The organism is Gluconobacter sp. P1D12_c, assembly GCF_018812105.1.
GTDB classification, from domain to species: Bacteria; Pseudomonadota; Alphaproteobacteria; order Acetobacterales; family Acetobacteraceae; genus Gluconobacter; species Gluconobacter oxydans_A.
Genome location: NZ_JACSIQ010000005.1, coordinates 117743 through 140733 on the forward strand (window position 1 = coordinate 117743; position 22991 = coordinate 140733).

The 22991-nt window shown below is 56.6% G+C and carries 19 protein-coding genes; 7 read left to right on the forward strand and 12 right to left on the reverse strand.

Annotated elements, in window-relative coordinates:
• Positions 1–3: 3 nt before the first annotated feature.
• The 5 genes from KP705_RS07430 to KP705_RS07450 form a co-directional block, all read right to left on the reverse strand.
• Positions 4–2073 carry a M13 family metallopeptidase gene (locus KP705_RS07430; RefSeq protein WP_215764248.1) on the reverse strand — a complete coding sequence of 690 codons (2070 nt, stop codon included), beginning with the start codon at positions 2071–2073 and terminating at the stop codon, positions 4–6.
• 134 nt (positions 2074–2207) lie between these two features.
• Positions 2208–4358, reverse strand: coding sequence for a beta-N-acetylhexosaminidase (locus KP705_RS07435; RefSeq protein ID WP_215764249.1), 2151 nt, complete (start codon positions 4356–4358; stop codon positions 2208–2210).
• A gap of 69 nt (positions 4359–4427) precedes the next feature.
• Positions 4428–5384 (reverse strand): ABC transporter substrate-binding protein, encoded by a 957-nt coding sequence (locus KP705_RS07440; protein ID WP_099210903.1) that lies wholly within the window; start codon positions 5382–5384, stop codon positions 4428–4430.
• Complete coding sequence (locus KP705_RS07445) at positions 5381–6163, reverse strand: ABC transporter ATP-binding protein (protein WP_215764250.1); 783 nt, start codon at positions 6161–6163, stop codon at positions 5381–5383. The genes KP705_RS07440 and KP705_RS07445 overlap by 4 nt, the downstream gene beginning before the upstream one ends.
• Positions 6160–7182: an iron ABC transporter permease gene (locus KP705_RS07450; RefSeq protein WP_215764251.1), complete on the reverse strand. Its 1023-nt coding sequence runs from the start codon at positions 7180–7182 to the stop codon at positions 6160–6162. The genes KP705_RS07445 and KP705_RS07450 overlap by 4 nt, the downstream gene beginning before the upstream one ends.
• Positions 7183–7612: 430 nt before the next feature.
• On the opposite strand from KP705_RS07450, the gene KP705_RS07455 reads away from it, so the two are divergent.
• Genes KP705_RS07455 through KP705_RS07465 form a run of 3 tightly spaced genes read left to right on the forward strand, consistent with a single transcriptional unit; the run spans position 7613 to position 11755 of the window.
• Positions 7613–8947: a cytochrome c gene (locus KP705_RS07455; protein ID WP_215764252.1), complete on the forward strand. Its 1335-nt coding sequence runs from the start codon at positions 7613–7615 to the stop codon at positions 8945–8947.
• Between the two features lie 26 nt (positions 8948–8973).
• Complete coding sequence (locus KP705_RS07460; protein ID WP_046900117.1) at positions 8974–9450, forward strand: (2Fe-2S)-binding protein; 477 nt, start codon at positions 8974–8976, stop codon at positions 9448–9450.
• The gene (locus tag KP705_RS07465) at positions 9443–11755 is read left to right on the forward strand and encodes a molybdopterin cofactor-binding domain-containing protein (protein ID WP_086633754.1); all 2313 of its coding nucleotides are present in this window, start codon (positions 9443–9445) and stop codon (positions 11753–11755) included. Before KP705_RS07460 ends, KP705_RS07465 begins: the two co-directional genes overlap by 8 nt.
• 71 nt (positions 11756–11826) lie before the next feature.
• Here KP705_RS07465 and KP705_RS07470 read toward each other — a convergent pair whose 3' ends face one another.
• Positions 11827–12843 carry a 1-aminocyclopropane-1-carboxylate deaminase gene (locus KP705_RS07470; RefSeq protein WP_215764253.1) on the reverse strand — a complete coding sequence of 339 codons (1017 nt, stop codon included), beginning with the start codon at positions 12841–12843 and terminating at the stop codon, positions 11827–11829.
• 141 nt (positions 12844–12984) lie between these two features.
• Here KP705_RS07470 and KP705_RS07475 point away from each other — a divergent pair, with 141 nt between their 5' ends.
• Together KP705_RS07475 and KP705_RS07480 are read left to right on the forward strand one after the other, a co-directional pair.
• Positions 12985–13461 (forward strand): Lrp/AsnC family transcriptional regulator, encoded by a 477-nt coding sequence (locus KP705_RS07475; protein WP_211507224.1) that lies wholly within the window; start codon positions 12985–12987, stop codon positions 13459–13461.
• Between the two features lie 99 nt (positions 13462–13560).
• Positions 13561–14739: a nucleoside hydrolase gene (locus tag KP705_RS07480; RefSeq protein ID WP_046900120.1), complete on the forward strand. Its 1179-nt coding sequence runs from the start codon at positions 13561–13563 to the stop codon at positions 14737–14739.
• 40 nt (positions 14740–14779) lie between these two features.
• On the opposite strand, the gene KP705_RS07485 is transcribed toward KP705_RS07480, so the two are convergent.
• From KP705_RS07485 to KP705_RS07495, 3 genes are all read right to left on the reverse strand, one after another.
• Positions 14780–15706, reverse strand: a complete 927-nt coding sequence (locus KP705_RS07485; protein WP_215764254.1) for a lysophospholipid acyltransferase family protein — start codon at positions 15704–15706, stop codon at positions 14780–14782.
• Between the two features lie 219 nt (positions 15707–15925).
• Positions 15926–16981, reverse strand: a complete 1056-nt coding sequence (gene add, locus KP705_RS07490; protein ID WP_215764255.1) for an adenosine deaminase — start codon at positions 16979–16981, stop codon at positions 15926–15928.
• An 81-nt stretch (positions 16982–17062) separates the two neighbouring features.
• The gene (locus tag KP705_RS07495) at positions 17063–17464 is read right to left on the reverse strand and encodes an MliC family protein (protein WP_232309128.1); all 402 of its coding nucleotides are present in this window, start codon (positions 17462–17464) and stop codon (positions 17063–17065) included.
• Between the two features lie 116 nt (positions 17465–17580).
• On the opposite strand from KP705_RS07495, the gene KP705_RS07500 reads away from it, so the two are divergent.
• On the forward strand, positions 17581–18174 hold the full coding sequence (locus KP705_RS07500; RefSeq protein WP_046900124.1) for a DUF4339 domain-containing protein: 594 nt from the start codon (positions 17581–17583) through the stop codon (positions 18172–18174).
• Between the two features lie 9 nt (positions 18175–18183).
• On the opposite strand, the gene KP705_RS07505 is transcribed toward KP705_RS07500, so the two are convergent.
• Together KP705_RS07505 and KP705_RS07510 are read right to left on the reverse strand one after the other, a co-directional pair.
• Positions 18184–19215 (reverse strand): glycosyltransferase, encoded by a 1032-nt coding sequence (locus tag KP705_RS07505; RefSeq protein WP_046900125.1) that lies wholly within the window; start codon positions 19213–19215, stop codon positions 18184–18186.
• Between the two features lie 12 nt (positions 19216–19227).
• Positions 19228–19761 (reverse strand): hypothetical protein, encoded by a 534-nt coding sequence (locus KP705_RS07510; protein WP_046900126.1) that lies wholly within the window; start codon positions 19759–19761, stop codon positions 19228–19230.
• A 145-nt stretch (positions 19762–19906) separates the two neighbouring features.
• Between KP705_RS07510 and KP705_RS07515 the strand changes: the two genes are divergently transcribed.
• Positions 19907–22606, forward strand: a complete 2700-nt coding sequence (locus KP705_RS07515) for a pitrilysin family protein (RefSeq protein WP_046900127.1) — start codon at positions 19907–19909, stop codon at positions 22604–22606.
• A gap of 45 nt (positions 22607–22651) precedes the next feature.
• Here the strand turns inward: KP705_RS07515 and KP705_RS07520 are convergent, their stop codons facing one another.
• Positions 22652–22981: a hypothetical protein gene (locus KP705_RS07520; protein ID WP_046900128.1), complete on the reverse strand. Its 330-nt coding sequence runs from the start codon at positions 22979–22981 to the stop codon at positions 22652–22654.
• Between the last annotated feature and the right edge of the window lie 10 nt (positions 22982–22991).

The window sequence follows — 22991 nt, forward strand, 5'->3', positions numbered from 1 at the left end:
CAATTACCAGATTTTGACGCGCTGATCCGGGGTCAGATAGAGCTTGTCACCCGGCTGCACGTTCCAGGCCTTGTACCAGAGATCCACATTGTGCATCGGGATGTTTACGCGAGCTTTCGGCGGCGAGTGCGGATCGATGACGACCATCTGCTTCTCCGTGTCCGGACGAACCTTCTCACGCCAGACCTGTGCCCACCCCATGAACACGCGCTGATCGCCCGTCAGACCATCAATGACCGGAGCTGGCTTCCCATTCAGAGAGGCATGATAAGCATCTAGCGCCAGTGTCAGGCCACCAAGATCGGCAATGTTTTCGCCCATCGTAAGCTTACCGTTCACATGCACGCCCGGCTGAACCTCGAACGCGTCATACTGCGCACCAAACCGATCTGCGAGCTTCTGAAAGCGCGCTTCGTCTTCCTTTGTCCACCAGTTCCGCAGACGCCCCTTGTCGTCGTACTTGCGGCCTTTGTCGTCAAAAGAATGGGTCATTTCATGCCCGATGACACCACCGATCGCCCCGTAATTCACAGCCGGATCAGCCTTCGGGTTGAAGAACGGCGGCTGAAGGATCGCCGCAGGAAACACGACTTCCACAAAACGCGGATTGTTGTAGGCGTTCACTGTTGCGGGCGACATCAGCCACTCGTTGCGGTCAACAACCTTGTCGAGATGGCTTAACTGATAGTGCCATTCGAAAGCGAAAGAGCGCTCGGCATTGCCGTACACATCGCCCTTCTTCACAACCAGATCGGAATAGTCCCGCCACTCATTCGGGTAACCCACCTGGATTTCAAAGCTGGCCAGCTTCTTCAGCGCGGCTTCACGCGTCTGCGCGCTCATCCATGTGTTGTGTTCGAGGCGGTTGTGGAAAGCCGCCTTCAGATTACCCGTCAGCGTCTGCATAGCCGCACGATCCGAAGCCGGGAAATAGCGCTCCACGTAGATTTTGCCGAGCGCCATTTCCATGGCGGAACTCGTGAAATCCACACCACGCTTCCAACGCGCTGCCAGAGCAGGCTGGCCTGACATGGCCTTCACATAGGCGAAACGCGTTTGCACAAAAGCATCCGGCAAGAACGATGCAGCATTGCTCGCCGTATGGAACGCCTGCCAGGCGCGCAGCGTATTCAGATCCGTCTTTGCAATCAGGTCTGCTTCCGCCTTGATGGCGGAAGGCTCACCAACAATAACAATCCGCTGCGCCAGGCCGGCCTCGGGCACACCTGACGCCCGCAACCATGTCATCCAGTCAAAAGAGGGAACACTCTTGACCAGCGCTTCTACCGTCATCGGGTTGTAGGTCTTGTCCGGATCGCGGAGTTCCGTGCGCGCCCAATGAACTTTGGCAATCTCGGTTTCAAAAGCCACAATGTCTGCGGCTGACTTGGCGGGATCAGCCCAGTGAACGAGCGTCAGAAGCTTCGTGACATATGCCTGATAGGCCGCTTTCTTGGATGCAAATTCCGGCTTCAGGTAATTGTCCCGATCCGGCATCCCGAGCCCGGCGTGATCGACACTGAGCGCGTATTTCGTCGGATCTTTTGCATCCACATCTACATCCAGCGCGAACGGCGATGATCCGAACGTATCGGACGACGCCCCGCTAAACTGCGCAAATGCCTTCAGATCCGTAATTGTGTGGATGCTTGCGATTTCAGCATCCAGCGGCTTGGAACCCAAAGCTTCGACAGCCTTCTCATCCATGAAAGACGCATAATAGGTGCCCAGCTTCTCATCGATCGTCTGAGGCTGAGCGACCGGATGAGCGGACAGGTCTTTCAGAATGGACTGAATGCGCTGGCGGGATGCTTCAGCCAGCGCGTTAAACGGGCCGTAGCTGCTCATATCCGATGGAATTTCGAGCGCTTTCAGGAAGCTGCCATTGGCATAATCGAAGAAACTGTCTCCCGGCTTGACGCTCACATCCCGCCCGGCCAGATCCAGACCATACTGGTCATAAGTAATCTGAGGCGCGGGGGGCTTGGCAGACGCAATCGAAGACAGTGCTACCAGGCCAAGACTGGCGGACAGCAGCAAAGCGGCCTTGGGGGAAAGTTTCTTCTGATGCATATGAGAGGCCTAAATGTGAAAAACAGGCAGGCCTTTTGGTCCGTCCGCGGGCCTGTAACTTAAGTTTACAGTCGAAACGACCTGGACGCCAAGGGCCATACCTCGCGCAGAAAATCGAGGTATGGAAAAAGTCATTAATTCTGGCTGGAAATAAGCGCTTTAATGCCAGGGAGAATGGCAATGAGCAGCCCCCCGGGAGGCTGCTCGCGCCTCAGGGACAACAGATGATTGGATGAGTTGTGAAACAGCTCTTCCTGTGCAGCAATCAGGTGCTGCGCATCCAGCCGCCAGGCTGTTCCTGAAGCTCCATTCAGGACATTTAATCCCGCGTTGGAGAGGGCCGCAACCGTATGAGATACGGGCGTAACCTCCTCCAGAGCAGGCACATCTGCTGCAATTGCGACAAAAGCTTCATCATTGGCAGCCCAGCTTGCCAGCATGGCCTTCAAGGGAGCCTTCAAGCTCTTTTCACCCGCGACATACCGTTTAGCCATATCGTTGAAGCGGATAGCCTCAAAAGCATCCGGATCGGCAATCGCGACCGGCGCCGACAGCATGGCATCGCCACTTTTGGACGCCAGACGATTCAAGGCATAATTGCGCACCGGAACCGTGACGCTCAGAAGCGTGGAGAGAGGGCCGGTATGCGCAGGTGCCAGAGTCTCCTTCAAAACATTTTCATGCTGCACGGCTTGCAACCCTGTTGATTGGAGTTCTGCCATGATCACAGGCAGCCGGCGCTCCAGATCATCCACATCCCGCACGTTTTCAGAAGACCAGAACCGCTCGGCCAGAGCTGCGGTACGGGGCCACAGACGGGCATCCAACATGTTTTCGGAGACAACCTCCGTCCAGAGCGCGGCTTCTGCACCCAGAACCATTTTCTTCTGATCATCGGTCAAAGGCGCTGCATTCGGGTCCTGAATGAAAGCCTGAAGCAGCGGGGTAATCTTCGGATGTGTCTCCGCCAGCTCTTCTGGCGTGATGCCATTCGCCTTGGTGTCATACGGATCAATAGCGTAATGCGTCCGGGACGGCGTCAACATATCCAGATAATAGCCCGAAGACACGACAACCGGATGCCCGGCCTGTGTGGCAGAACCCGTCCACTTTGAGCCGCGCCACCCTTCCACAACAACGTTTTTGGGAATTGGCGCTTCGCTGACTTCGTCCCACCCCATCATGACGCGGCCCTGGCTGGACAGGATTTTTTCTACCTGCGCCGTGAAGGCTGCCTGAAGGGCTGGTGCATCCTTGTATCCGTGCACCTTCATATAAGCCGCAATTTTTGGATTGCTGGTCCACTGAGTGCCGAGAACCTCGTCACCACCCGAATGGAAATAATGATCCGGAAAGAGTGTTTCCATTTCCGCATACAGCGCACGAATGAATGTCAGCGTCTTGGGATTGGTTGGGTCCATCGCCGGGTTGTTCAGGTTTTCACCCACGGCGTTGGCCTCCGGCAGCGGCTGGGCGGCCAGTTCCGGATAGGCCTGCAACACCGCAAGCGCGTGACCCGGCACGTCAAATTCAGGCACAACGCGGATACCGCGATCCGCAGCATACGCCACAATGTCTCGAACCTCAGCCTGCGTATAATACTTCCCGTGCGATCCAACGCTCGTCAGCTTCGGGAAAACACGGCTCTCCACACGGAAGCCGGTCCCGTCATTCAAATGCCAGTGCAGCACGTTAAGCTTCAGAAGCTCCATGGCATCAAGCTGGCGTTTGACGGTCTCTACAGAAGCAAAATGCCGGGACACATCCAGCAGAAGGCCACGCCATGCAAAGCGTGGAGCATCATCAATATGCAGCCGTTCTACCACAACCCCATCTGATGTTTTCTGAACAAGCTGCAGGAATGTGGCCAGCCCGTGCACAACGCCTGCCGGTCCATCAGCTTCCAGATGGGCGCCATCCGCTGATGTCGTGAGAGCATAATGCTCTTTGGCACCAACCGTGAGATAGGCCGGATCATAAGATGCACTAATATGCAGAACGTACGGGCCACCATGCGCAGAAGGTGCGCCTGTCAGAGCACCGAGGCGTTGAGAAAAACGGGCTGCGGCTCTTTGCAAAAGGGGTGACGGTGGGGTGGCCCAGACAATCCGGACACCTCCTGCAAGGGATGCCACACCATTGGACGCCGAGACGGATTGCGGCACAGGCATCAGAGCAGGTGCCGCTTGGGCCATGCCTCCAAAAACCGTGCCAGCCAGCAAAGCACTCCCCAGACACACTTTCTTCCAGAAAGAACCATAAGGGAAAGGCGTGGTCCGGGTCATTCAAGGCTTCCTTGCAGTTACGGATCAGTATCTGAAACGATTTTCACCGTATCACTCTGCCGTATCGTGTCACTCCGGCGGCAGAGCTGCAAGCATGCGACGCGCATCCTCAGTCCGGAGCGTAATTCCGTAAAACTGACGATAGAACTGCTGCATCTTTGCAATCATTCCTGCCTCATCCACATGACCCGTCTGAACAATCTGACGGGCCCAGTCGACCTGCAAAAGCAATTCAGGGCTGTACCGATCCCATGGGAAAATTCCCGCCGGATTGCGGTAAACACGGCCAGCTTTGACAGCGGCGAGCTGAGACCAGACGCCATCGCTGGCAAGCTGGGCAGGATCGCCTGCATTGGCGCCCACAATAATAATGTCCGGGTTCCAGGAGAGCACCTGCTCGACAGAGACAGGCTGCTTGTTCCCATGCACGCCCACAGCCGCATTGCGTCCACCAGCAGAACGGATCCACTGATCGATAATACTCTGATCTCCATCCACGCGCAGAGGTTTCAGAGATTCAACGTGAAGGACTTTGGGCCCTTGCGGGTTGGTTGCGGCCTGCGAAATTTCCTTAAGGAAAGCCACACGATAAGCCTGCGCGCGCTGCGTCGCCAGGGGCGTCTGAAGAAGGGTGGCCGTGCTATCCACACATTCCAGCAGCCCTATGAAACGATCAAAGCCCTCAGGGACAACATGTAGACCAACCTTGGAGAGCGCCGCGACGGAATGGCTCGACGCTGTGACAAACACCAGATCCGGCGCGAGACGTAAAAGCTCTTCTCCGTTCAGATTTCCCGGGTCCAGAGGCTGTGCTTTGGAAAGAGATGGCACCAGACGGAACATCCACGGCATGATTGATGGCTTGGCGACCGTTGCGATGATCTTGTCCTGCGCGCCGAGCATAATGAGCGTGGCGTTATGGGCATACCATCCCTCCACCAGACGTGTGGGAGGAGCAGCAAATGCTGTGGTGGCCATGAGCGAAAGACCCAGAAGCCCTCCAGCCAGTCGAGACAGTCTCATCATTCACTCTCCTCACGATGGAAAAAACGTTTCCCGGCATGATCAATCTGCGCCAGAGGAACGCCATAAAGACGGGACATCCGTTCAGCCGTCACAATAAGCTCGGGTGGGCCGTCCGCCACAATTTGCGCTTCTTCTAAAATAAGAGCGCGATGGCCGGCGGAAAAGAATTCTTCTGGCCGGTGGGACGTCAGAAGAATGAGATGTCCTTCAGCGGCCAGTTCTGCAAGCAGACTCATCAAACGAAGCTGATGACCATAGTCCAGGCCGCTCATCGGCTCATCAAGAAGAAGCCCGACAGCTTCCTGCGCAAGGGCTCGCGCCAGCACAACACGCTGCTTTTCGCCGCCAGACAGCTCCGTCACCGGACGCTCTGCCAAGGGCAGGAGTCCCAGACGATCCATGGCCTGATCAACGCGGAGCCGGTCTTCCGCTCCGAGGCGCCCTGCCACGCCATGATGGGGAATACGCCCCAGTTCGACCATCCGCCGAACCGTGTAAGGAAACGTCATCGCGTGTGCCTGGGGCACATACGCCAGACGCCGCGCCACGTCTAAAGGCCGCAGAGATGATAACAACGTACCTTCAAGATACACCTCACCGGACGTCGGTTTGAGCAACCCCATCAGAATGCGCAAAAGGGTGCTTTTGCCCGCACCATTAAGGCCAAGAAGCCCAATCAGTTCACCACGCCGGAACGTCAGGCTGACATCATTCAGCACCACGGATCGAGGCGATCGTTTCAGCGTAATACCTTGGCAGGAGAGAAAATCCCGACTCATGTCGCGTCCCCGCGGAGACGCCGGAGCACGAGAATAAAGGCAAGGGCACCGAAAAGCTCCGTCATGATCCCGAGTGGCACTTCTCCGGAGGTTAGGCTGCGCGACACGGTATCCGCCAGCAGAACACCGGCAGCTCCCAGCAAGGCACAGACCGGCATCATCCGCCGATGCTCTGCGCCCGCCAGCATTCTGGAAATGTGAGGCACCAGAAGCCCGACCCAGCCAATAATACCCGCCATGGAAATCGTCATGGCACAGGCCAGCGTCGCAAGCAGAATGACGAAAGGCCGCATAATCTGAATGGGAACCCCAAGACTCCGCGCTTCATCGTCTCCGAGAGAAAGTACATCCAGTAAAGGCGCAAGTAAAACCAACACCGCAACCAGAACAAGCACTGGAACAGTCAACCAGGAAAGCTCTTTCCATCCCGTCTGGGACAGTGTTCCCAGTAGCCAGTTCACAACAGCAGGCAACTGATCCATCGGATCAGCGGTATATTTCACAAGAGACAGAAGCGCTGTGAAAACCGCATTGGCCACAAGGCCACCCATCAGCAATGTCAGGAGGCCCCCCTGTGGCAACAGACGGGAAATGGAAATTCCAGACCCCACGGCCACGATACCACCAGCAAACGCACCGATCTGAATCCATGCAGGTGACGCACCCAGAACAATCATGAGTGCCGCCCCAAAAGCGGAGCCACTCAGAACACCCAGAAGATCAGGCGAAACAAGGGGATTTCGAAGAACGACCTGATAGGTTGCGCCACCGCAGGATAGCGCACTTCCCACCAGAATTCCGGCCAGAACACGCGGCAACCGAACCTGCTGGACCACAGCATCGGCAACAGGATCCTGCCCACCCCAGAGATGAAGCAACCGACCAAGCACCATCACCACACGATGCGGAGACAGCGGGTAACGGCCGCAGCACAGAGCCAACACAATGGACAGCACCAGAGCCCCTCCAGCGAGGCTCCGGACGTAAGTCGGACGAATGATAATGAGCCGCCCTTTCACACAACGATCTGCCCCACTCTACTCCGGCTCAGATGCGCTCGGAAACAGGGAGGTTCTTCTTTTCATGCGACAGGATTGCGAACAGCCCCAGAAGAACGAATTCATTTTGGCACCGAGTGACAAAATATTCAATCACTCCGAATCGTTTTTTCAAGAGTGAACAGACAATGACACGCCGATATAGGACTAATAAAATCCCTATTCTGAAATATGAATATTGGCGCATCATCTCGTGAATTTGAGTGAACACCGTCCCCATTTGTGTGACATTGAAACCCGCCCCCGATGAAAACTGCACTTTGACCTCGATCAGACCGAATTTTGAGTTATCTCAATCTTCCCTTTCTGGTGCCCGTGCCATATTGAGGGGAACAATCATCCGTCACGTTGTGGACGGCAGTTTTTCAAACAGTGCCGGGACAGTACAAGAATGCTCAAACGGATAGCCGCCAGTATTGTGGGCCTCGGTGCAGTGGGCGGCCTCGGTTTCCTCGCCTATGCGTGGTACCCCGCAATCGCCCCCATCTCCCCTCCCGCTGCGGCCTCTTTTTCCTCAGACGCCATCAAGCGTGGCGAAATCGTTGCCGCCGGTGGATACTGTGCCGAATGTCACACCCGCGTGGATGGCACCCCCGGCCCCGAACTGGCCGGTGACTTCAAGATGGCCACCCCATTCGGTGACATCTTTTCTTCCAACATCACGCCTGACCCTGAATGGGGTATCGGTAACTGGTCTCTGGAAGCCTTCAAGCGCGCCATGAACAAGGGCATTGCCCGTGATGGTTCACAGCTTTATCCGGCGTTCCCGTTCGACCACTTCACGAAGGTCAACGATCAGGACGTCTCGGACCTGTATGCGTATCTGATGACGCGTCCGGCCGTGCACCTGAAGCCGCGTGACAACACGGTCCCCTTCCCGATCGACATCCGTCTGATTGGTCAGGGTTTCTGGAAGCTCCTGTTCTTTACGCCAGGCCGCTACCAGAACGACCCGAAGCATGATGCGCAATGGAACCGCGGGGCCTATCTGGCCGAAGGTAACGCCCATTGTGGTGCCTGCCATACGCCGCGTAACCTTCTGGGTGCAGAGAAGCTGAGCCATGCTTATGACGGTGCTGTCATTGATGGCTGGATTGCGCCACCGCTGAACGACCACAACCCAACTCCGGTTGTCTGGACGGAAGACGAATTTTTCCAGTACCTGCGCTTTGGTGTGGCCCCGCTCCATGGCTCCGCTGCTGGCCCGATGTCGCCAGTGCCGCATCGCTTCCTGTCCAAAATTCCGGAAGACGATGTGCATGCCATTGCTCATTATTATGCAGACGTCGCGAAGGCTGCCCAGCGTTCTCAGGGCGATCAGACTGCCATTGCTCGCGCCATGCAGATGTCCGGCAAGGATCTGACTGGCCCGCAGACACTGGATGCCGATGCGCGCCTGTATCAGGGAGCCTGTGGCGCCTGCCATTACAATTCCGGCCCGATGCCGGTCTCTGGCCGCCCGGAACTGGCTCTGAACAACGCGCTGTGGCTGGATGAGCCGAACAATCTCTTCCAGGTGATGCTGCATGGCATCGGCGCTGCCGAAGGTCAGGACAATATTGCTATGCCAAGCTTCTACACGGCCCTTTCGGACCATGACATGGCCCGCATCGCCGCGTATCTCCGCCGCACCCGCACCACTCTGCCCCCCTGGACGGATCTGGAAAAGAAGGCCGCGGCTGCCCGCGCCACGCTGTCCGCACCGCCCGTTAACGCCTCGCACTGATCCGGGCAGGACAGGGAAAACGAAATATGACCACGAAATTTGAACTCAACGGACAGCCTGTTTCGGTCGATGCACCGGATGATACCCCTCTGCTGTGGGTCTTGCGGGATGAACTGAACCTGACCGGCACCAAGTTTGGCTGCGGCATTGGCGAATGCGGTGCCTGCACCGTTCATGTCGGTGGGCGCGCCACACGGTCCTGCATCACCCCGCTGTCTTCCATCGAAGGCGCCTCGATCACCACGATCGAAGGTCTCGATCCGGAAGGCAATCACGTCGTGCAGGTCGCCTGGCGTGACCAGCAGGTGCCGCAGTGCGGCTACTGCCAGTCCGGCCAGATCATGCAGGCCGCAAGCCTTCTGAAAGATTATCCGAAGCCGACGGATGAAGAGATTGACGGCGTCATGGGCGGCAGTCTCTGCCGCTGCATGACGTATGTCCGCATCCGCAAGGCCATCAAGGAAGCAGCTGCCGCGCAGCAGGGAGGCGCCACCAATGGCTAAGATCGAACAGATCGCCAAGAGATCCGACGCAGGCCGCCTGTCTCGCCGCAGTTTTCTGATGACGGCAGCAGGCGCAGGTCTGATGTTCGGCTTCGCCCGCAAGGCCGAAGCTGCGCAGACCTATCCGTCTGCTATGCCGCCGGAAGCCGCGTTCGAGCCGAACATGTGGTGCGCCATCGCGCCGGACGGCTCCATCAACGTCAATGTTGTCCGTGCCGAGATGGGTCAGCATGTCGGCACCGCCCTCGCCCGCATCATTGCGGACGAAATGGAAGCCGACTGGGATCACATCAAGATCACGGAAGTGGACACCGCTCCGAAATGGGCTGGCAAGTTCGTGACCGGCGGCTCCTGGTCCGTCTGGGATACGTGGGACACGTTCCGTCAGGCTGGTGCCGCTGCCCGTACGATCATGCTGGAGGAAGGCGCAAAGCTGCTCGGCACAACGCCGGACAAATGCGTTGCCCGCAACAGCACGGTCACGGCAGGCAGCAAGAGCGTCTCTTATGGCGAGATCGTTTCCAAAGCCAAGCCGACGCGCAGCTTCACGGCTGACGAAATGGCCAAGCTGCCGCTCAAGCCCGCCAGTGAGCGCCGCCTGATCAGCAAGCCGGTTCCTGCTCTGGATATTCCGGACAAAACGACCGGCAAAGCAATCTACGGCATCGACGTGAAGCTCGAAGGGATGGTCTATGGCCGCCCCAAGATGCCGCCGACGCGCTACGCCGCGAAGGTGCAGTCCGTCGATGACAGCGAAGCCAAGAAGATCCCCGGCTACATTCGCTATGTTGTTCTGGATGATCCATCTGGCATCGTTCCGGGCTGGGTTGTGGCTCTGGCCAAGACCTATCCCGCCGCTATAAAAGCTGCGGACGTTCTAAAGGTTCAGTGGAATCCCGGTCCGACGATCAATGTCTCGGAAGCAGACATCATCGAGCATGGCCGCAAGCTGATTGCAGATCAGAGCACTGGCGCTCGCGTCTTCAACGATAAGGGCGTGGACGAGGCATTTGCCCATCCGGCACACTCCTTCGAACGCAGCTACACCTGTGCCTCCGTCGCGCATTACCAGCTTGAGCCAGTCAATGCAGTGGCCCGTCATATTGATGGCATGTGGGAAATCCATACCGGCAACCAGTGGCAGTCTCTCGTTCTGCCGCAGCTCTCCAAGGCGCTTCAGGTGCCTGAAGAGCAGGTTGTCATGCGCACTTACCTGCTGGGCGGCGGGTTTGGTCGTCGCCTGAACGGTGACTATTCCATTCCGGCGGCTCTGGCGTCCAAGGCCATTGGTGGTGCACCAGTCAAGCTGATCCTGACACGTTCGGACGATATGGCGTTTGACTCCATTCGTTCCCCATCTCTTCAGACGGTTCGCGTCGCCCTTGATGCAGACCAGAAGAAGATTGTGGCGATGGATTACGCTGCAACAGCAGGCTGGCCCACACTCGTCATGGCACCGGCGTTTCTGGCCAAGGGTGAAGACGGCAAGTCCTACGATCCGTTTGCGATTGCGGGCGCTGATCACTGGTACGAAACCGGGCCAACCCGCGTCCGTGCCATCACGAACGATCTGGCCAACAAGACTTTCCGTCCGGGCTGGCTCCGTTCCGTGTCCGCAGGTTGGACTCCTTGGGCGCTTGAGTCCTTCCTTGACGAACTGGCTCACCAGACGAAGCAGGACCCGCTGGCATTCCGCCTGTCCATGTTCACAGCTACAGGACGGAACGAAGGCTCCGCTCCCAATGCTGTAGGCGGCGCCAAGCGGCAGGCCGCAGCCCTTCAGCGCCTTGCCGACAAGATTAACTACGGCAAGACGCAGCTTCCGGCAGACACTGGCATTGGTATTGCCACAAGCTTCGGACAGGAACGCGGTATGCCGACCTGGACGGCTGGAGCGGCACAGGTCCACGTTGATCGCAAGACCGGCGTCATCACCTGTCAGAAGCTCTGGCTGGTTCTGGATGCTGGCACGATCGTTGATCCGGGTGGCGCACTGGCACAGACCGAGGGTGCAGCTCTATGGGGTCTGAGCATGGCACTGTTTGAAGGCACCGAGATCGTCAACGGTACGATCAAGGACAGTAACCTCAACACCTACACGCCGGTCCGCCTTCCGGACGTGCCGGACATGGATATCGAGTTCGTCCAGAACACCGAAAAGCCTACGGGCCTTGGTGAACCGGGTGTGACGGTTGTGGCGCCTGCCATCGGTAATGCCGTGTTCAACGCCATTGGTGTGCGTCTGCGCCATCTGCCAATGCGTCCGGCAGATGTGCTGCGTGAACTGAACGGTCACAACAGCTAAAATCTGGCCTTATCGTCGGAAAACAGAAACGCCGCGCCCCAACCTGGGACGCGGCGTTTTTTATGGCTGCATCAGCCGTTGCGATAATAATAGCTGTAGCCGTTCAGGGCCGGTGCGCCACCCAGATGAACGTACAGAACCTTTGACCCGTCCGGGAAATATCCCTTCTTCGTCAGATCAATCAGGCCCTGCATGGATTTCCCTTCATAAACAGGGTCCGTCATCATGGCTTCCGTACGGGCCGCCAGCCGAATGGCTTCGTTCGTTTCTTCAGAGGGGACGCCGTAAGCGGGATAGGCGTAGTCCTCGAGGATCACGATCTCATCGTTCCGCACTGTCCGCCCGAGTTCCACCAGATCGGCTGTGCGGTCCACGATCTCCCGCACCTGCTCGCGCGTCTGCTCGGGCGTTCCGGAGGCATCAATGCCAATGACCCGATCCGCACGGTCCTGCGCGGCAAATCCGACAATCATTCCCGCTTGCGTCGAGCCCGTTACGACACAGACGATAATGTAATCGAACGTGAAGCCGAGTTCCTTTTCCTGCTCCGCAACTTCTTCCGCAAAAGCAGCGTAACCAACGCCGCCATATTGATGAACGGATGCACCAGCCGGAATGGCATAGGGCTTTCCGCCAACATCCTTCACGGACTGGATGGCATCTTCCCAGCTCTGACGGATACCAATATCAAAACCATCTTCCACAATGCGGGACTCAGCCCCCATGAGGCGCGTCATGAGGATATTGCCGACACGGTCATAAACAGCGTCGTAATGCGGGACCCACTTCTCCTGCACGACAACGCATTTCATGCCCAGCTTGGCAGCAGTCGCTGCGACCATGCGGGTATGATTGGATTGCACACCGCCGATAGAGACCAGCGTATCTGCGCCAGAGGCCAAAATATCCGGAACAATATATTCCAGCTTGCGGAGCTTGTTGCCCCCCATCGCCATGCCCGAATTGCAATCTTCACGCTTGGCATAGATCTGCACTTTGCCACCCAGGGCTTCGCTCAGACGTGGAAGATGCTCAATAGCCGTTTTCCCAAAAGTCAGCGGATAGCGCTCAAATTTCTCAAGGTTCACAGACAGCCTCCCAAGGTGTTTACACCCGAAAGCAGTAGTAAAATATTCTTCGAAGGTGCTTTCTAATTTAGGCAATAATTTCTGTATTTTAATCTTAAAATAGAATTTTAATGGATGTTTCTCTTATAATTTGAGGAAATAATGAAAGATTCCATCATACCGGATCTGGACGCAATCGACCGGAACATTCTTCGCCTTCTGCAAGGCAACGGGCGCATGTCCAATGCCGAACTGGCCGAGCGTGTGAACGTGAGCGCCGCCACATGTCATCGGCGTACCCAGAGACTGTTTCAGGACGGTTATATCCGTGGCGTTCGGGCCGAGATTGATCCCGTCAAAGTCGGGCTGGGAACGATCGCTCTGGTTGGCGTCGTGCTGGACCGGTCCACTCCCGAGAGCTTCGCGGAACTGGAAGAGGCTGTAAAAACCATGCCAATGGTGCTGGACTGTCATCTGGTCGCGGGCGATTTCGATTATCTGCTGAAGATCCGTGTGGAAGACATGGCGGATTTCAATCGGCTTCACGCAGAAAAGCTCATTGCCTTTCCGGGAGTGCGACAGGCACGGACGTTTTTTGTCATCAAGGAAGTCAAGGACAACGGGCCACTCGCGTTCTAGAATTGCGTTCGCATGGAACGTCCTGTTGCCTCTGTGCAATGATTTCCTTTGCGGTATTGTCACGTCCTTGCCTGCCACCAGCTATGGAACCCTCTGCCCATGCCCCTTCACCCCACCGTCCCGAAGCCGGAACGTTTTAGAAAAACGCGGAAGGCCCTACGCCGCACGCTGGCACTTGGACTGGTCGCTGGCGGCCTGCTGGCAGCCTCCGCGCAGGCGAAAGCTGACCCGCGCCTTGTCATTTTTGACGATGACGGCTTCAGCATTGCCCAGTGGATGATCATCAAGGCCCCCAATGTCCGCGTGCTTGGCATCACGACTGTCACGGGTGACGTCTGGCAGAAAGAAGCGACGAATGACGCGCTTCGTGGTGTGGAAGTGGCAGGCCGGGCAGACATTCCCGTTGTTCCGGGCGCCACCTACCCGTTCCTGAACTCGGAAAAGCTGACGGACCGCTGGGAAGCCCTTTACGGAAAGCTGATCTGGAAAGGGGTATGGATGAAAAAATGGGTCGAAAAGACCGAGCAGCCACTTCCCTATTATCATGGCCCGGATGTTGTTCCAGACCTGCCATACGGCAATCCGGTCAAGAAGCCAGAAACCGAGCGCGCAGCTGACTTCCTCATTCGGATGGTTCACCAATATCCAGGACAGGTCAGCATCATTGCAACGGGTCCGATGACCAACATCGCACTGGCACAGACGCTTGATCCGGAATTTGCGGGCCTTGCAAAAGAACTCGTTTACATGGGCGGTGGCCTGAACCCGCGCCAGACACGGCCCGGCGTTGTGGCACACCAGTTCGCGCGTGAATTCCTGAATAGCCCCCGTCGTGAATTCAATTTCCGTCTGGACCCGGAAAGCGCAAGTGCGGCCCTTCGCGCACCATGGAAGCACATCGTGATGGTTCCGGCCGATCCTTCAACGGATACCGAACTCACGCCGGAATTTCTGAAGAAGCTGGAAGCCACAGGCACGCCCGTCGGGCATGTCATGAAGTGGCATCTGAGCGGCTTCCCGCTCTGGGATGAAATTGCAGCATCCGTCTGGCTGGACCCGAGCATCATCACGGAGAAGCAGGATCTGTTCGTGGATGTGAACAGCCAGTTTGGCCCTGGCTACGGTGACGTTGTGTCCTGGACGCCGGGCTACGAGCCAGGTCTGGGCGAGCGCAAGAACGAAGTTGTCCTGCGCATCAATGTTCCGAAACTTGAAAAGCAGATCCTTGATCTGATTGGCAGCCCACAGGCTCCTGTCAGCGGACATCCTCTCCCCTGAAACACAAAAGCCCCGCTGCCATCCGGCCGCGGGGCTTTTTTCAGACGGCGGGAAGAGCGACCTGCTCTTTGGGCCAGCGGCGATGAAGCCAAAGCCACGCTCCTGGCCTTTCGCGGATCCACCGCTCCAGCGTCTCGTTCATGGCGACGCAGATTGACCGGATATCCGCATGACGATCGCCTGTTCGTTCAGCCTGAAGCGGGGCTTCACACACCATACGGAACCGACCGTTCCCCAGTCGCACGATATGGACGGGTATGATGGGCAGATTAAAGCGTAAGGCCAATTGCGCCACCGCTGGCGCCGTCATGGCATCCCGTCCCAGAAACGGGATGGCCAGCCCGTCATTCATTTTCTGATCGACCAGAAAACCCAGTGAGCCACCGCTTTGAAGATGTGTTAAGGCCTGCCGGGCCCCCTTGGGTCCTTTAGGAAACATGGTCCCGGTCGGGCCGAGAGCCTTCTGTCGCATTGTCTGCGTCACAAGATCGATGACCGGATTGGACGAGGCCCGATAAAAACCCGCAACTGGCATACCCAGACTGGTTGCGATGGGCAGAATGAGCTCCCAGTTCCCCAGATGCCCTGAGAAAAACAAAGCCTGTGAGCCGTTCTCTTTCAAGGCATCGATATGCTCTTCACCCTCAATCTCCCATCCCGGTCCCATTTCCGTACGGGTAAAGGATGCAAGATGGGGGAGTTCTGTCACGTTCCGCCCCAGATTCGTCCACACATCCCGGATAATCTGCTGTCGTTCCGGCAAGGATAAGTCAGGCAGAGCGAGTTGAAGGTTCCGATCCGCAATGTGGGTTGCCCGGAGCCTCATTCCGACATTCCGCATCAACCAGCCGCCCGCTGTCGAGGCGTATTGCGGCCCCACACTGCGCAGGAGGCCAATGACGCTCCATAGCGCTGCCGATTGCATATGCTGAGACAGACGGGACAGAACAGGAGCGATTGGTGCCATGCGACGATAGTCGCTTTAAAAGAAAGATAATCAATTCTTGTTTTGTATCTAATTAATACCTGAGTTTCTCAATTTATACTTTATTGGTAATTTATCAGAAATAATAAAAAATATTTGAATTTTTTAATAAATAATAATTCCTGATTTTATTTTTAAACTTCCAGATTTATGCCCTGTGGCAAAGGGCATAAATCTCGGGGACGTCGCTGCGCTCCACGTTCAGGATGACATCTCAACCCTATGGTTTCGCGCGAATGTTTCCAGTGCGTCGAGATAAAGCGCCCGCTCGTCGTCCGAAATCCAGGCCGCCTGAAAGGCATTTCGGCTAATCTGTATGAGTTCGTCTTGTGTCAGGTCCGCTGCACTTTGAGCCTTGGCGAAACTCTCCGTCATATACACGCTCTGCATGTAACCCGGGTCGTCGGAGTTGATGGTGATTTTCAGTCCCGCTGCCAGCATGTCCCGAATATCCTGACGGGACCGCCCCGGCCTGATGACATCGTTCGGAGACGGGCACAGCGTGAATGTCACGCCCTTGTCCCGAGCCATCGCAATCAGTTCGGGCGTTTCCAGCACATTCAGTCCATGATCGAGGCGCTCGCTGCCCAGATCCTGAAGAGCCTGCCGGATATGCTCATGCGTATTCTGCTGATCGAGATCACAATGCATGGTCAAGTGAAGGCCCAGCGCTCTTGCCCGGGCGAATGTTTTCGCAAATTTGGCTGGCGGATTACCCTTTTCGTCTGAATCCAGACCCACACCAATAATGCGGCTCCGACCCGGTCTCTCAAGATAAGGGAGAGCCTGGGTAAAGGTCTCGTCGGCAGAATCCGCACTCATTTCACGTATGAAGCACATGATGAGGTGAGAGCGGATACCGAAGTCCTTCTCTGCTTCCTCCTGCGCGGCATTGAAGCCCCGGATGACTGTTCCAAATGCTATCCCGCGACGGGTGTGAAGCTGCGGGTCAAAAAACATCTCAGTATAAAGAACATTCTGCTGCGCGACTTTTTTCAGATAGTCATAGCAGAGGTCATGAAAATCCTGCTCGGTCTGCAGAAGCTCGACGCCTTCGTAATACAGCGTCAGAAAAGAGGGCAGATCATGGTAGACGTAACCCTGTCGAATTTCTTCAGCAGAGCTGGACCTGAGAGGATGATTATTCCGCTCAGCCAGCTTGATTTTCAAGTCCGCTTCCAGCGTTCCTTCCAGATGAACATGAAGTTCAGCCTTAGGGAGCTTTTCAAGAAATTCCTGCATGCAGACAACGGACATGACCTGCTTTCCTTATCAGTCGTGATAAGCCCGCATCATGCATGTTTGCTGAAAAATTGAAACGATACCGACATGATATCTTTATTTTGAAACGGCATGGCACGTTACAAGTGCTTTGTCGTCCATCTCACTGGAAAAGAACGCGTCATTTCCCTTGTTCCACCAGACATACTGTGCCGCAGCATATTTGGCGCCATCCGCAGCAATGACGTTTGAAAACACCTGCGTGTGCCCTTCAATTGGCAGGACAGCCAGACTGATGGCATCTGCATTGATATATTGAACGGCAACGCGTTTTTGCGGCAGGCGTGAGAGAAGCTCCTTGGCCGCATCACCGTTTCCCTGACAGGTATAAAGCACTGTCTGGCGGTCAACTGTTGTGGGAGACGCGAGTTTGATCTGAAAGTTAGTGGCCTTTGATGCAAAAGCCGGATTTATCCCCAGACAAAGAACAGCCATTAAACCAAACGAATATTTTCTCATCACTTGACCCTTCCCAGCAGATTGAAGCCTTCAGTATTGCCTGAGACATCTCTTTCAGTCAGATTGAGCCGCCATTCTGTCAGCATGATGACAACTGCCCAAACCAAGGACGGACTGTGAGCTGGTTTTACGAAGAACACGGAAGCCGCAAAGGCCCGCTTTCTGAAGATGGTATGCGTGCCCTCATCTCGACCGGCAGTATTGAGCACTCAACTCTATGCTGGACTGAGGCCTTCGGTGCGGAATGGCATCCGGCAGGCAGTTGCGCGTTCTGGCCGCCCCAGCCCGAAGGGGTCCCGCCTGCTCTGCCCCCCAGCAGGGTCTCGAACCGCTGGGCCTGGTTGAGTATTCTTGGCCCCTTCGTCAGCAGCATGATCGTCAATGTTCTGGCCTGGTTCGGCAACATCCCTGACCGCCAGTCCAGCATCATCGCCGTTCTTCTCAGCTTTGCGATCATCTTCACGTCCATGCTAACAGATCGCCGCGCCCTGCTCGCCGCGGGCTTCCGTCCCGGCTCTGCATTCTGGATCCTGATCCCGCCACTCTATTTCTGGCGGCGTATCCAGTTTGTCGGCAAAGGAATGCTGCTGTTTTTCCTGTCGCTGCTGGTCTTCCTGTTCCAGTTCGTGCCGTCTTTTTCAGAAAGCTGGCACATCATGCACAATCCGAATGGCCTCTCCAGCTACGTCTCCAAACACTACGATCTCTGATCGCGATACTCAGCAGAAACGGCGATAGAACTGCTCTGTCTTTAAGGCCTGTTCTTCCAGAACATGGAAGGACAGGTCCCATGTTCTGCCCGGCTGCTGCCTCAGGCGCACAAGCCCGGCGGCAAGAGCGTCGATGCAATCCGGCTTAACCAGACAGTCGGATACATTTTCAAGAATATCCAGAACACCACCTGCTGCTGTCGCGCATACCGGTAATCCTGCCGCCATCGCTTCCAGCAGCACTAGCCCGAATGGCTCCCGTCTGGAGGGCAGAACAAATCCGTCAAACGCACAGAACACGTCCGGCACATCTGACCGGTAGCCCGCGAAAATGATACGATCCCTGTAACCGGTACAGACGTTTTCAAGCCGCGCACGTTCTGGGCCGTCCCCAATCAGAACAAGATACGTGTCAGGTGGCAGAATAGCCTGTCTCCAGGCCTGAAGGAGACAATCAAACCGTTTCTCTTCCACCATTCTTCCAACGGCACAGATCACAAAAGCTTCCGGTGGAAGGCGATGCTCCTGCCGGAAGCCTTCCCGAAGTCTGGTACGCTCCGGATGGCAGAGGACGGACGGAATGGTCCAGTTTGCAATCACTGCGCTCTGGTTTCGACAGCCCGCCGGCAGGCTGGCCTGTTGCCACCGGGCAATGCAGATCAGGCCGTCATGCTTTCCATAAGTTCTGGCACGATAAGCATTGTGGAGTGTACCGATGACGGGGGTCTCCCCCATCAGTCCCAGAGTCTTCAAAACCCCTGCCCGGATCGACGCCTTACCCAGATGAGTATGGATGATATCGAAGGTCTCGTTCCATACCAGCGCTGTCAATGTCGGCAGATATCCTGCGCGATAAGCCCTTACGATACGGACTGAGGGTGAAAAGTGATGCGCAATATCTCCTCCTGTTCGAAGATCAGCGGTATGGCGCTCCAGAAGCACCGTCACGTCATGTGTCAGAGCCTGCTGGTTCGCGAGCTCCGCAACGTGACGCTCAGTGCCCGCGAACTCCCGCGTTAGAAGACAGTGAAGGATTCTCACTGCCCGTCTCCTTCAGCGAATACTACCGTTCCCGGCCCAGACGCCTTCAATGATAGGGCCCGTCCGCGAAGACATCCGCTGTCGGGGTGGCTGAGGCTGGCAGGCCACAAAATACAGACCGATCACAAATGTCAGCTGAGACAGTGTCATGAGCTGAGACAGAATCCAGCCAATGCCGACCCCGTCCAGACTGCGGAAAAGCTGATAAATGAGAAATGCCATGGCGATCATCCGCATGCTCAGCATCATGGGGCGAAGGGGATTCAGCATGTTTGGCCGGATCATCGGGATCGTTTTTTTCATGCCCAGAAAGAATGCAAGGTTCATGAACCAGATCAGCGATGTATCCACCACACCACCCATCGTTGCGCCAAACAGCACAATCGGCAGAAGCAGCGCTGCGCCGTTCAGCATCAGCGAGCCGAGCTGAAAGCTCATACCCAACTGCACAACGGGAAGAACTGACGGCAGTCTGTTCGCGACGGGCTGAAAAAGCCGGTCAATCAGCCAGTCATCAAAGCGGACGATAAAATTGGAAGCGGTCATAGTAGTTTTGTTCTTAGCGGCCTCTGATTGACCGCGTCACATGATTTTTTATTCATCCTTCAGCAATCCTCCCTCGGTAGACAGCATCCCTGACAGTCGATTTACTGCTTGGCAGAACATTTTACCCGTAGGAAGTTAATAACCTATGCCCGGTTTCTCCCGCCTGACACGTGTGACACTGCTCGCAGCCTCCATGCTGGCCCCGCCTCTCCTGACGGGCGCACGTGCTGCCCCTGCGGTGCCTCAGGCTGCCACGGCAGCACCGGCCTCCGTCACCCGCGCCACCTTGCACAATGGCCTGCGTGTCGTGATTGTGCGGGATACTCTGGCACCCGTCGTACAGACGATGCTCAATTATGAAGTGGGCTCCGTCAACGCACCCAAGGGTTTTCCGGGAACGGCACACGCCCTTGAGCACATGATGTTCAACGGCTCCGAAACACTCTCACGGGACCAGCTTTCCACCATCAGCGCTCAGCTCGGCAATAATGATAACGCCGATACGACGTCTGACGTCACCCAATACTATTTCAAGGCTCCTGCTGCGGACCTTGATGTCCTTCTGCGGATCGAAGCCGGTCGTATGCGCGGGCTGAACATCACAGAAAAAGAGTGGGCCCATGAACGAGGCGCCATCGAGCAGGAAGTCTCACGCGACCTGTCGAGCCCCATCTACCGCTATCTCTCTCAGGTGCGCGCTGCACTTTACGCAGGCACACCCTACGAGCACGACGCACTCGGCACGCGTCCCTCTTTCGATGCCACGACTGCCCCGCTGCTGAAGCAGTTCTACAACTCCTGGTATGCTCCCAACAACGCCATCCTCGTTATCACCGGCGATGTGGACCCGCAGGACACCCTGAAGAAAGTTCAGGCAGCCTTTGGCAATATTGCAGCGGCTACACTTCCAGCCCGCGCGGCTGTCACACCCACGCCAGCCAAGGCACAGTCCCTGTCGTTGGATACAGATCTACCCATCGGCCTTGTCACCATGGCCTGGCGGATGCCAGGGCAACGTGACCCGAACTATGCTGCCGTAACCCTACTGGCCGATGCCATTGCCAGCCAGCGCAGTGTGCTTTTCGGTCTGGTGCCGGACGGTAAGGCTCTTGACGCAGGGTTCATGTATGACCCGGATGCACAGGCTGGCCTCGCTGTCGCCTACGCAGGATTCCCCAAGGGAGCAAATCCGGACGAGCTCCGCCGGACGCTTGCGTCTCTTATGGATGGCTTTCGCAAAAACGGAATTCCCGCGGACCTGATTGAAGCAGCCCGTCGCAAAGAGATTGCGTCTCTGGAGTTCAATGCAAATAGCATTTCGGAACTCGCAGAGAACTGGTCCCAGGCTGTCGCCATCCAGCATCTTGAAAGCCCGGATGATATGATCGCGGCCTTCCGGAACGTCACGAAGGCACAGGTGGATGAGCTGGCCAAAATGCTCCTTGATCCACAACACGCCATCAGCGCCACCCTGACGCCGAGTGAAAAGGGCAAAGCCATTGGCGGTAAAGGATTTGGCGGCGCAGAGTCTTTCAACACACCACCATCAGGCAAAGTCAGCCTCCCCGCATGGGCGGAAGAAGCCCTCGCACGATTGAGCATTCCGGCCGCCGCACCTCTTCCCAAGGCCTATACGCTTTCGAATGGTCTGCACCTTCTGGTCCAGCCCGAGCATGTCAGCCATACGGTCGAGCTGATCGGCTCCATCCGGCAGAATGCATCCCTGCAGCAGCCTGCTGGCAAGGAAGGCGTTGCTGGCCTGACGTCTGACATGTTCCTGTATGGCAGCACCTCTCATGACCGTCTGGCCCTTGCCAGCGCGCTTGATGACATCTCGGCAGATGAAAGCGCTGGCCCTAGTTTCAGTCTCAGCACACTGACCCAAAATTTCAGTAAGGGCCTGTCCCTGCTGGCAGAGCACGAACTGCACCCTGCCTTCCCGGAAAAGGCCTTCCATGTCACGCAGATGGAAGCCATTCAGGCCCGTGCGGGTGAGCTTCAATCTCCAACCTACCGCTTTGGCCGTGCCACGCGCCGGGCACTCGTCCCTGCAACTGACCCGACCCTTCGCGAGGCCACTCCAGCTACGTTGAGCAAAATTACGCTCGCTGACGTCAAAGCCTATTACACCGCCACATATCGCCCGGACCTGACGACGATTGTGGTTGTCGGGGACATCAGCCCTGAAGATGCTCATGAACAGGTTGAAAAGGCTTTTGGCGGCTGGAAGGCTGAAGGCCCTGCCCCTGTCGTTGATCTGCCGTCCATTCCTCTCAGCAAGGCCTCTCAGGCTGTTGTCGCAGATCCGGGACGGTCACAGGATGACGTGAAACTCGTGGAGACCATTGGCATGAAGGTCACGGACCCTGATCGTCATGCTCTGGCTGTCGGAAACGAAATTCTTGGGGATGGGTTCTCTTCCCGCCTGATGCAGGATCTGCGCGTTCGCACGGGTTATGTGTACGGGGCCGGAAGTGCCTTCAGTTACTCCCGGACCCGCGGCTCCTTCGGCATCAGCTTCGGTGCGGACCCTGACAAGGTGAACAAGGCACGCGCCCTGGCAATCAAGGATGTGCAGGATATGCGCAGCCAGCCTGTCTCTCAGGAAAGTCTGGATCTGGCCAAGGCGTCTCTGCTGCGTCGCCAGCCCATGGCACGCGCCAGCTTTGGCGCTCTGGCTGGCAGCTATCTGGATCTGATTGATCTGGGGCTGCCCCTGAATGCGCCAGCAGAAGCAGCACAGGCGATTTACGACATGACACCTGCGCAGGTGCAGGCCGCGTTCAGCAAGTGGGTTCGCCCGGATGATCTTGCACAGATCGTCCTTGGCCCACAGCCGAAGTAAACGCTCTACTTCAGGCCGGGATACTCATTTTCCGGCCTGATCCCTTCAACGCCAGACCGTCATCAGAACACCACCTGAGACGATCAGCAGTCCACCGATGCAGACAGGTAAGGTCAGGGTCTGACCAAAAGCAAAATACGCCACGACCTGAGCTGCGATAAAAAACAGTGCGACATAGACGCCCATCAATCGCCCGAAGTCCCAGTCGGGAAGATTGACGGTTATTCCGTAAATCAGCAGCACAAGCGCACCGGCTGATATAAAGCCCACACGTCCCAGACCGGCTGTATGCAAGCCAGTTCGAACGAGGGCATCACCGCCGACCTCCAGAAATGCAGCGATCAGCAACAACGCCATAAGCCAGATGGTTTGCATCTCCGAATAT

Bases quoted from the DNA above. Each gene is read 5' to 3' on its own strand.
- KP705_RS07440 (WP_099210903.1), bottom strand. From the start codon at position 5,384: ATGATGAGACTGTCTCGACTGGCTGGAGGGCTTCTGGGTCTTTCGCTC.
- KP705_RS07455 (WP_215764252.1), top strand. From the start codon at position 7,613: ATGCTCAAACGGATAGCCGCCAGTATTGTGGGCCTCGGTGCAGTGGGC.
- add (WP_215764255.1), bottom strand. From the start codon at position 16,981: ATGTCCGTTGTCTGCATGCAGGAATTTCTTGAAAAGCTCCCTAAGGCT.
- KP705_RS07515 (WP_046900127.1), top strand. From the start codon at position 19,907: ATGCCCGGTTTCTCCCGCCTGACACGTGTGACACTGCTCGCAGCCTCC.
- KP705_RS07465 (WP_086633754.1), top strand. From the start codon at position 9,443: ATGGCTAAGATCGAACAGATCGCCAAGAGATCCGACGCAGGCCGCCTG.
- KP705_RS07435 (WP_215764249.1), bottom strand. From the start codon at position 4,358: ATGACCCGGACCACGCCTTTCCCTTATGGTTCTTTCTGGAAGAAAGTG.
- KP705_RS07430 (WP_215764248.1), bottom strand. From the start codon at position 2,073: ATGCATCAGAAGAAACTTTCCCCCAAGGCCGCTTTGCTGCTGTCCGCC.
- KP705_RS07475 (WP_211507224.1), top strand. From the start codon at position 12,985: ATGAAAGATTCCATCATACCGGATCTGGACGCAATCGACCGGAACATT.
- KP705_RS07510 (WP_046900126.1), bottom strand. From the start codon at position 19,761: ATGACCGCTTCCAATTTTATCGTCCGCTTTGATGACTGGCTGATTGAC.
- KP705_RS07480 (WP_046900120.1), top strand. From the start codon at position 13,561: ATGCCCCTTCACCCCACCGTCCCGAAGCCGGAACGTTTTAGAAAAACG.
- KP705_RS07460 (WP_046900117.1), top strand. From the start codon at position 8,974: ATGACCACGAAATTTGAACTCAACGGACAGCCTGTTTCGGTCGATGCA.
- KP705_RS07495 (WP_232309128.1), bottom strand. From the start codon at position 17,464: ATGAGAAAATATTCGTTTGGTTTAATGGCTGTTCTTTGTCTGGGGATA.
- KP705_RS07485 (WP_215764254.1), bottom strand. From the start codon at position 15,706: ATGGCACCAATCGCTCCTGTTCTGTCCCGTCTGTCTCAGCATATGCAA.
- KP705_RS07445 (WP_215764250.1), bottom strand. From the start codon at position 6,163: ATGAGTCGGGATTTTCTCTCCTGCCAAGGTATTACGCTGAAACGATCG.
- KP705_RS07520 (WP_046900128.1), bottom strand. From the start codon at position 22,981: ATGCAAACCATCTGGCTTATGGCGTTGTTGCTGATCGCTGCATTTCTG.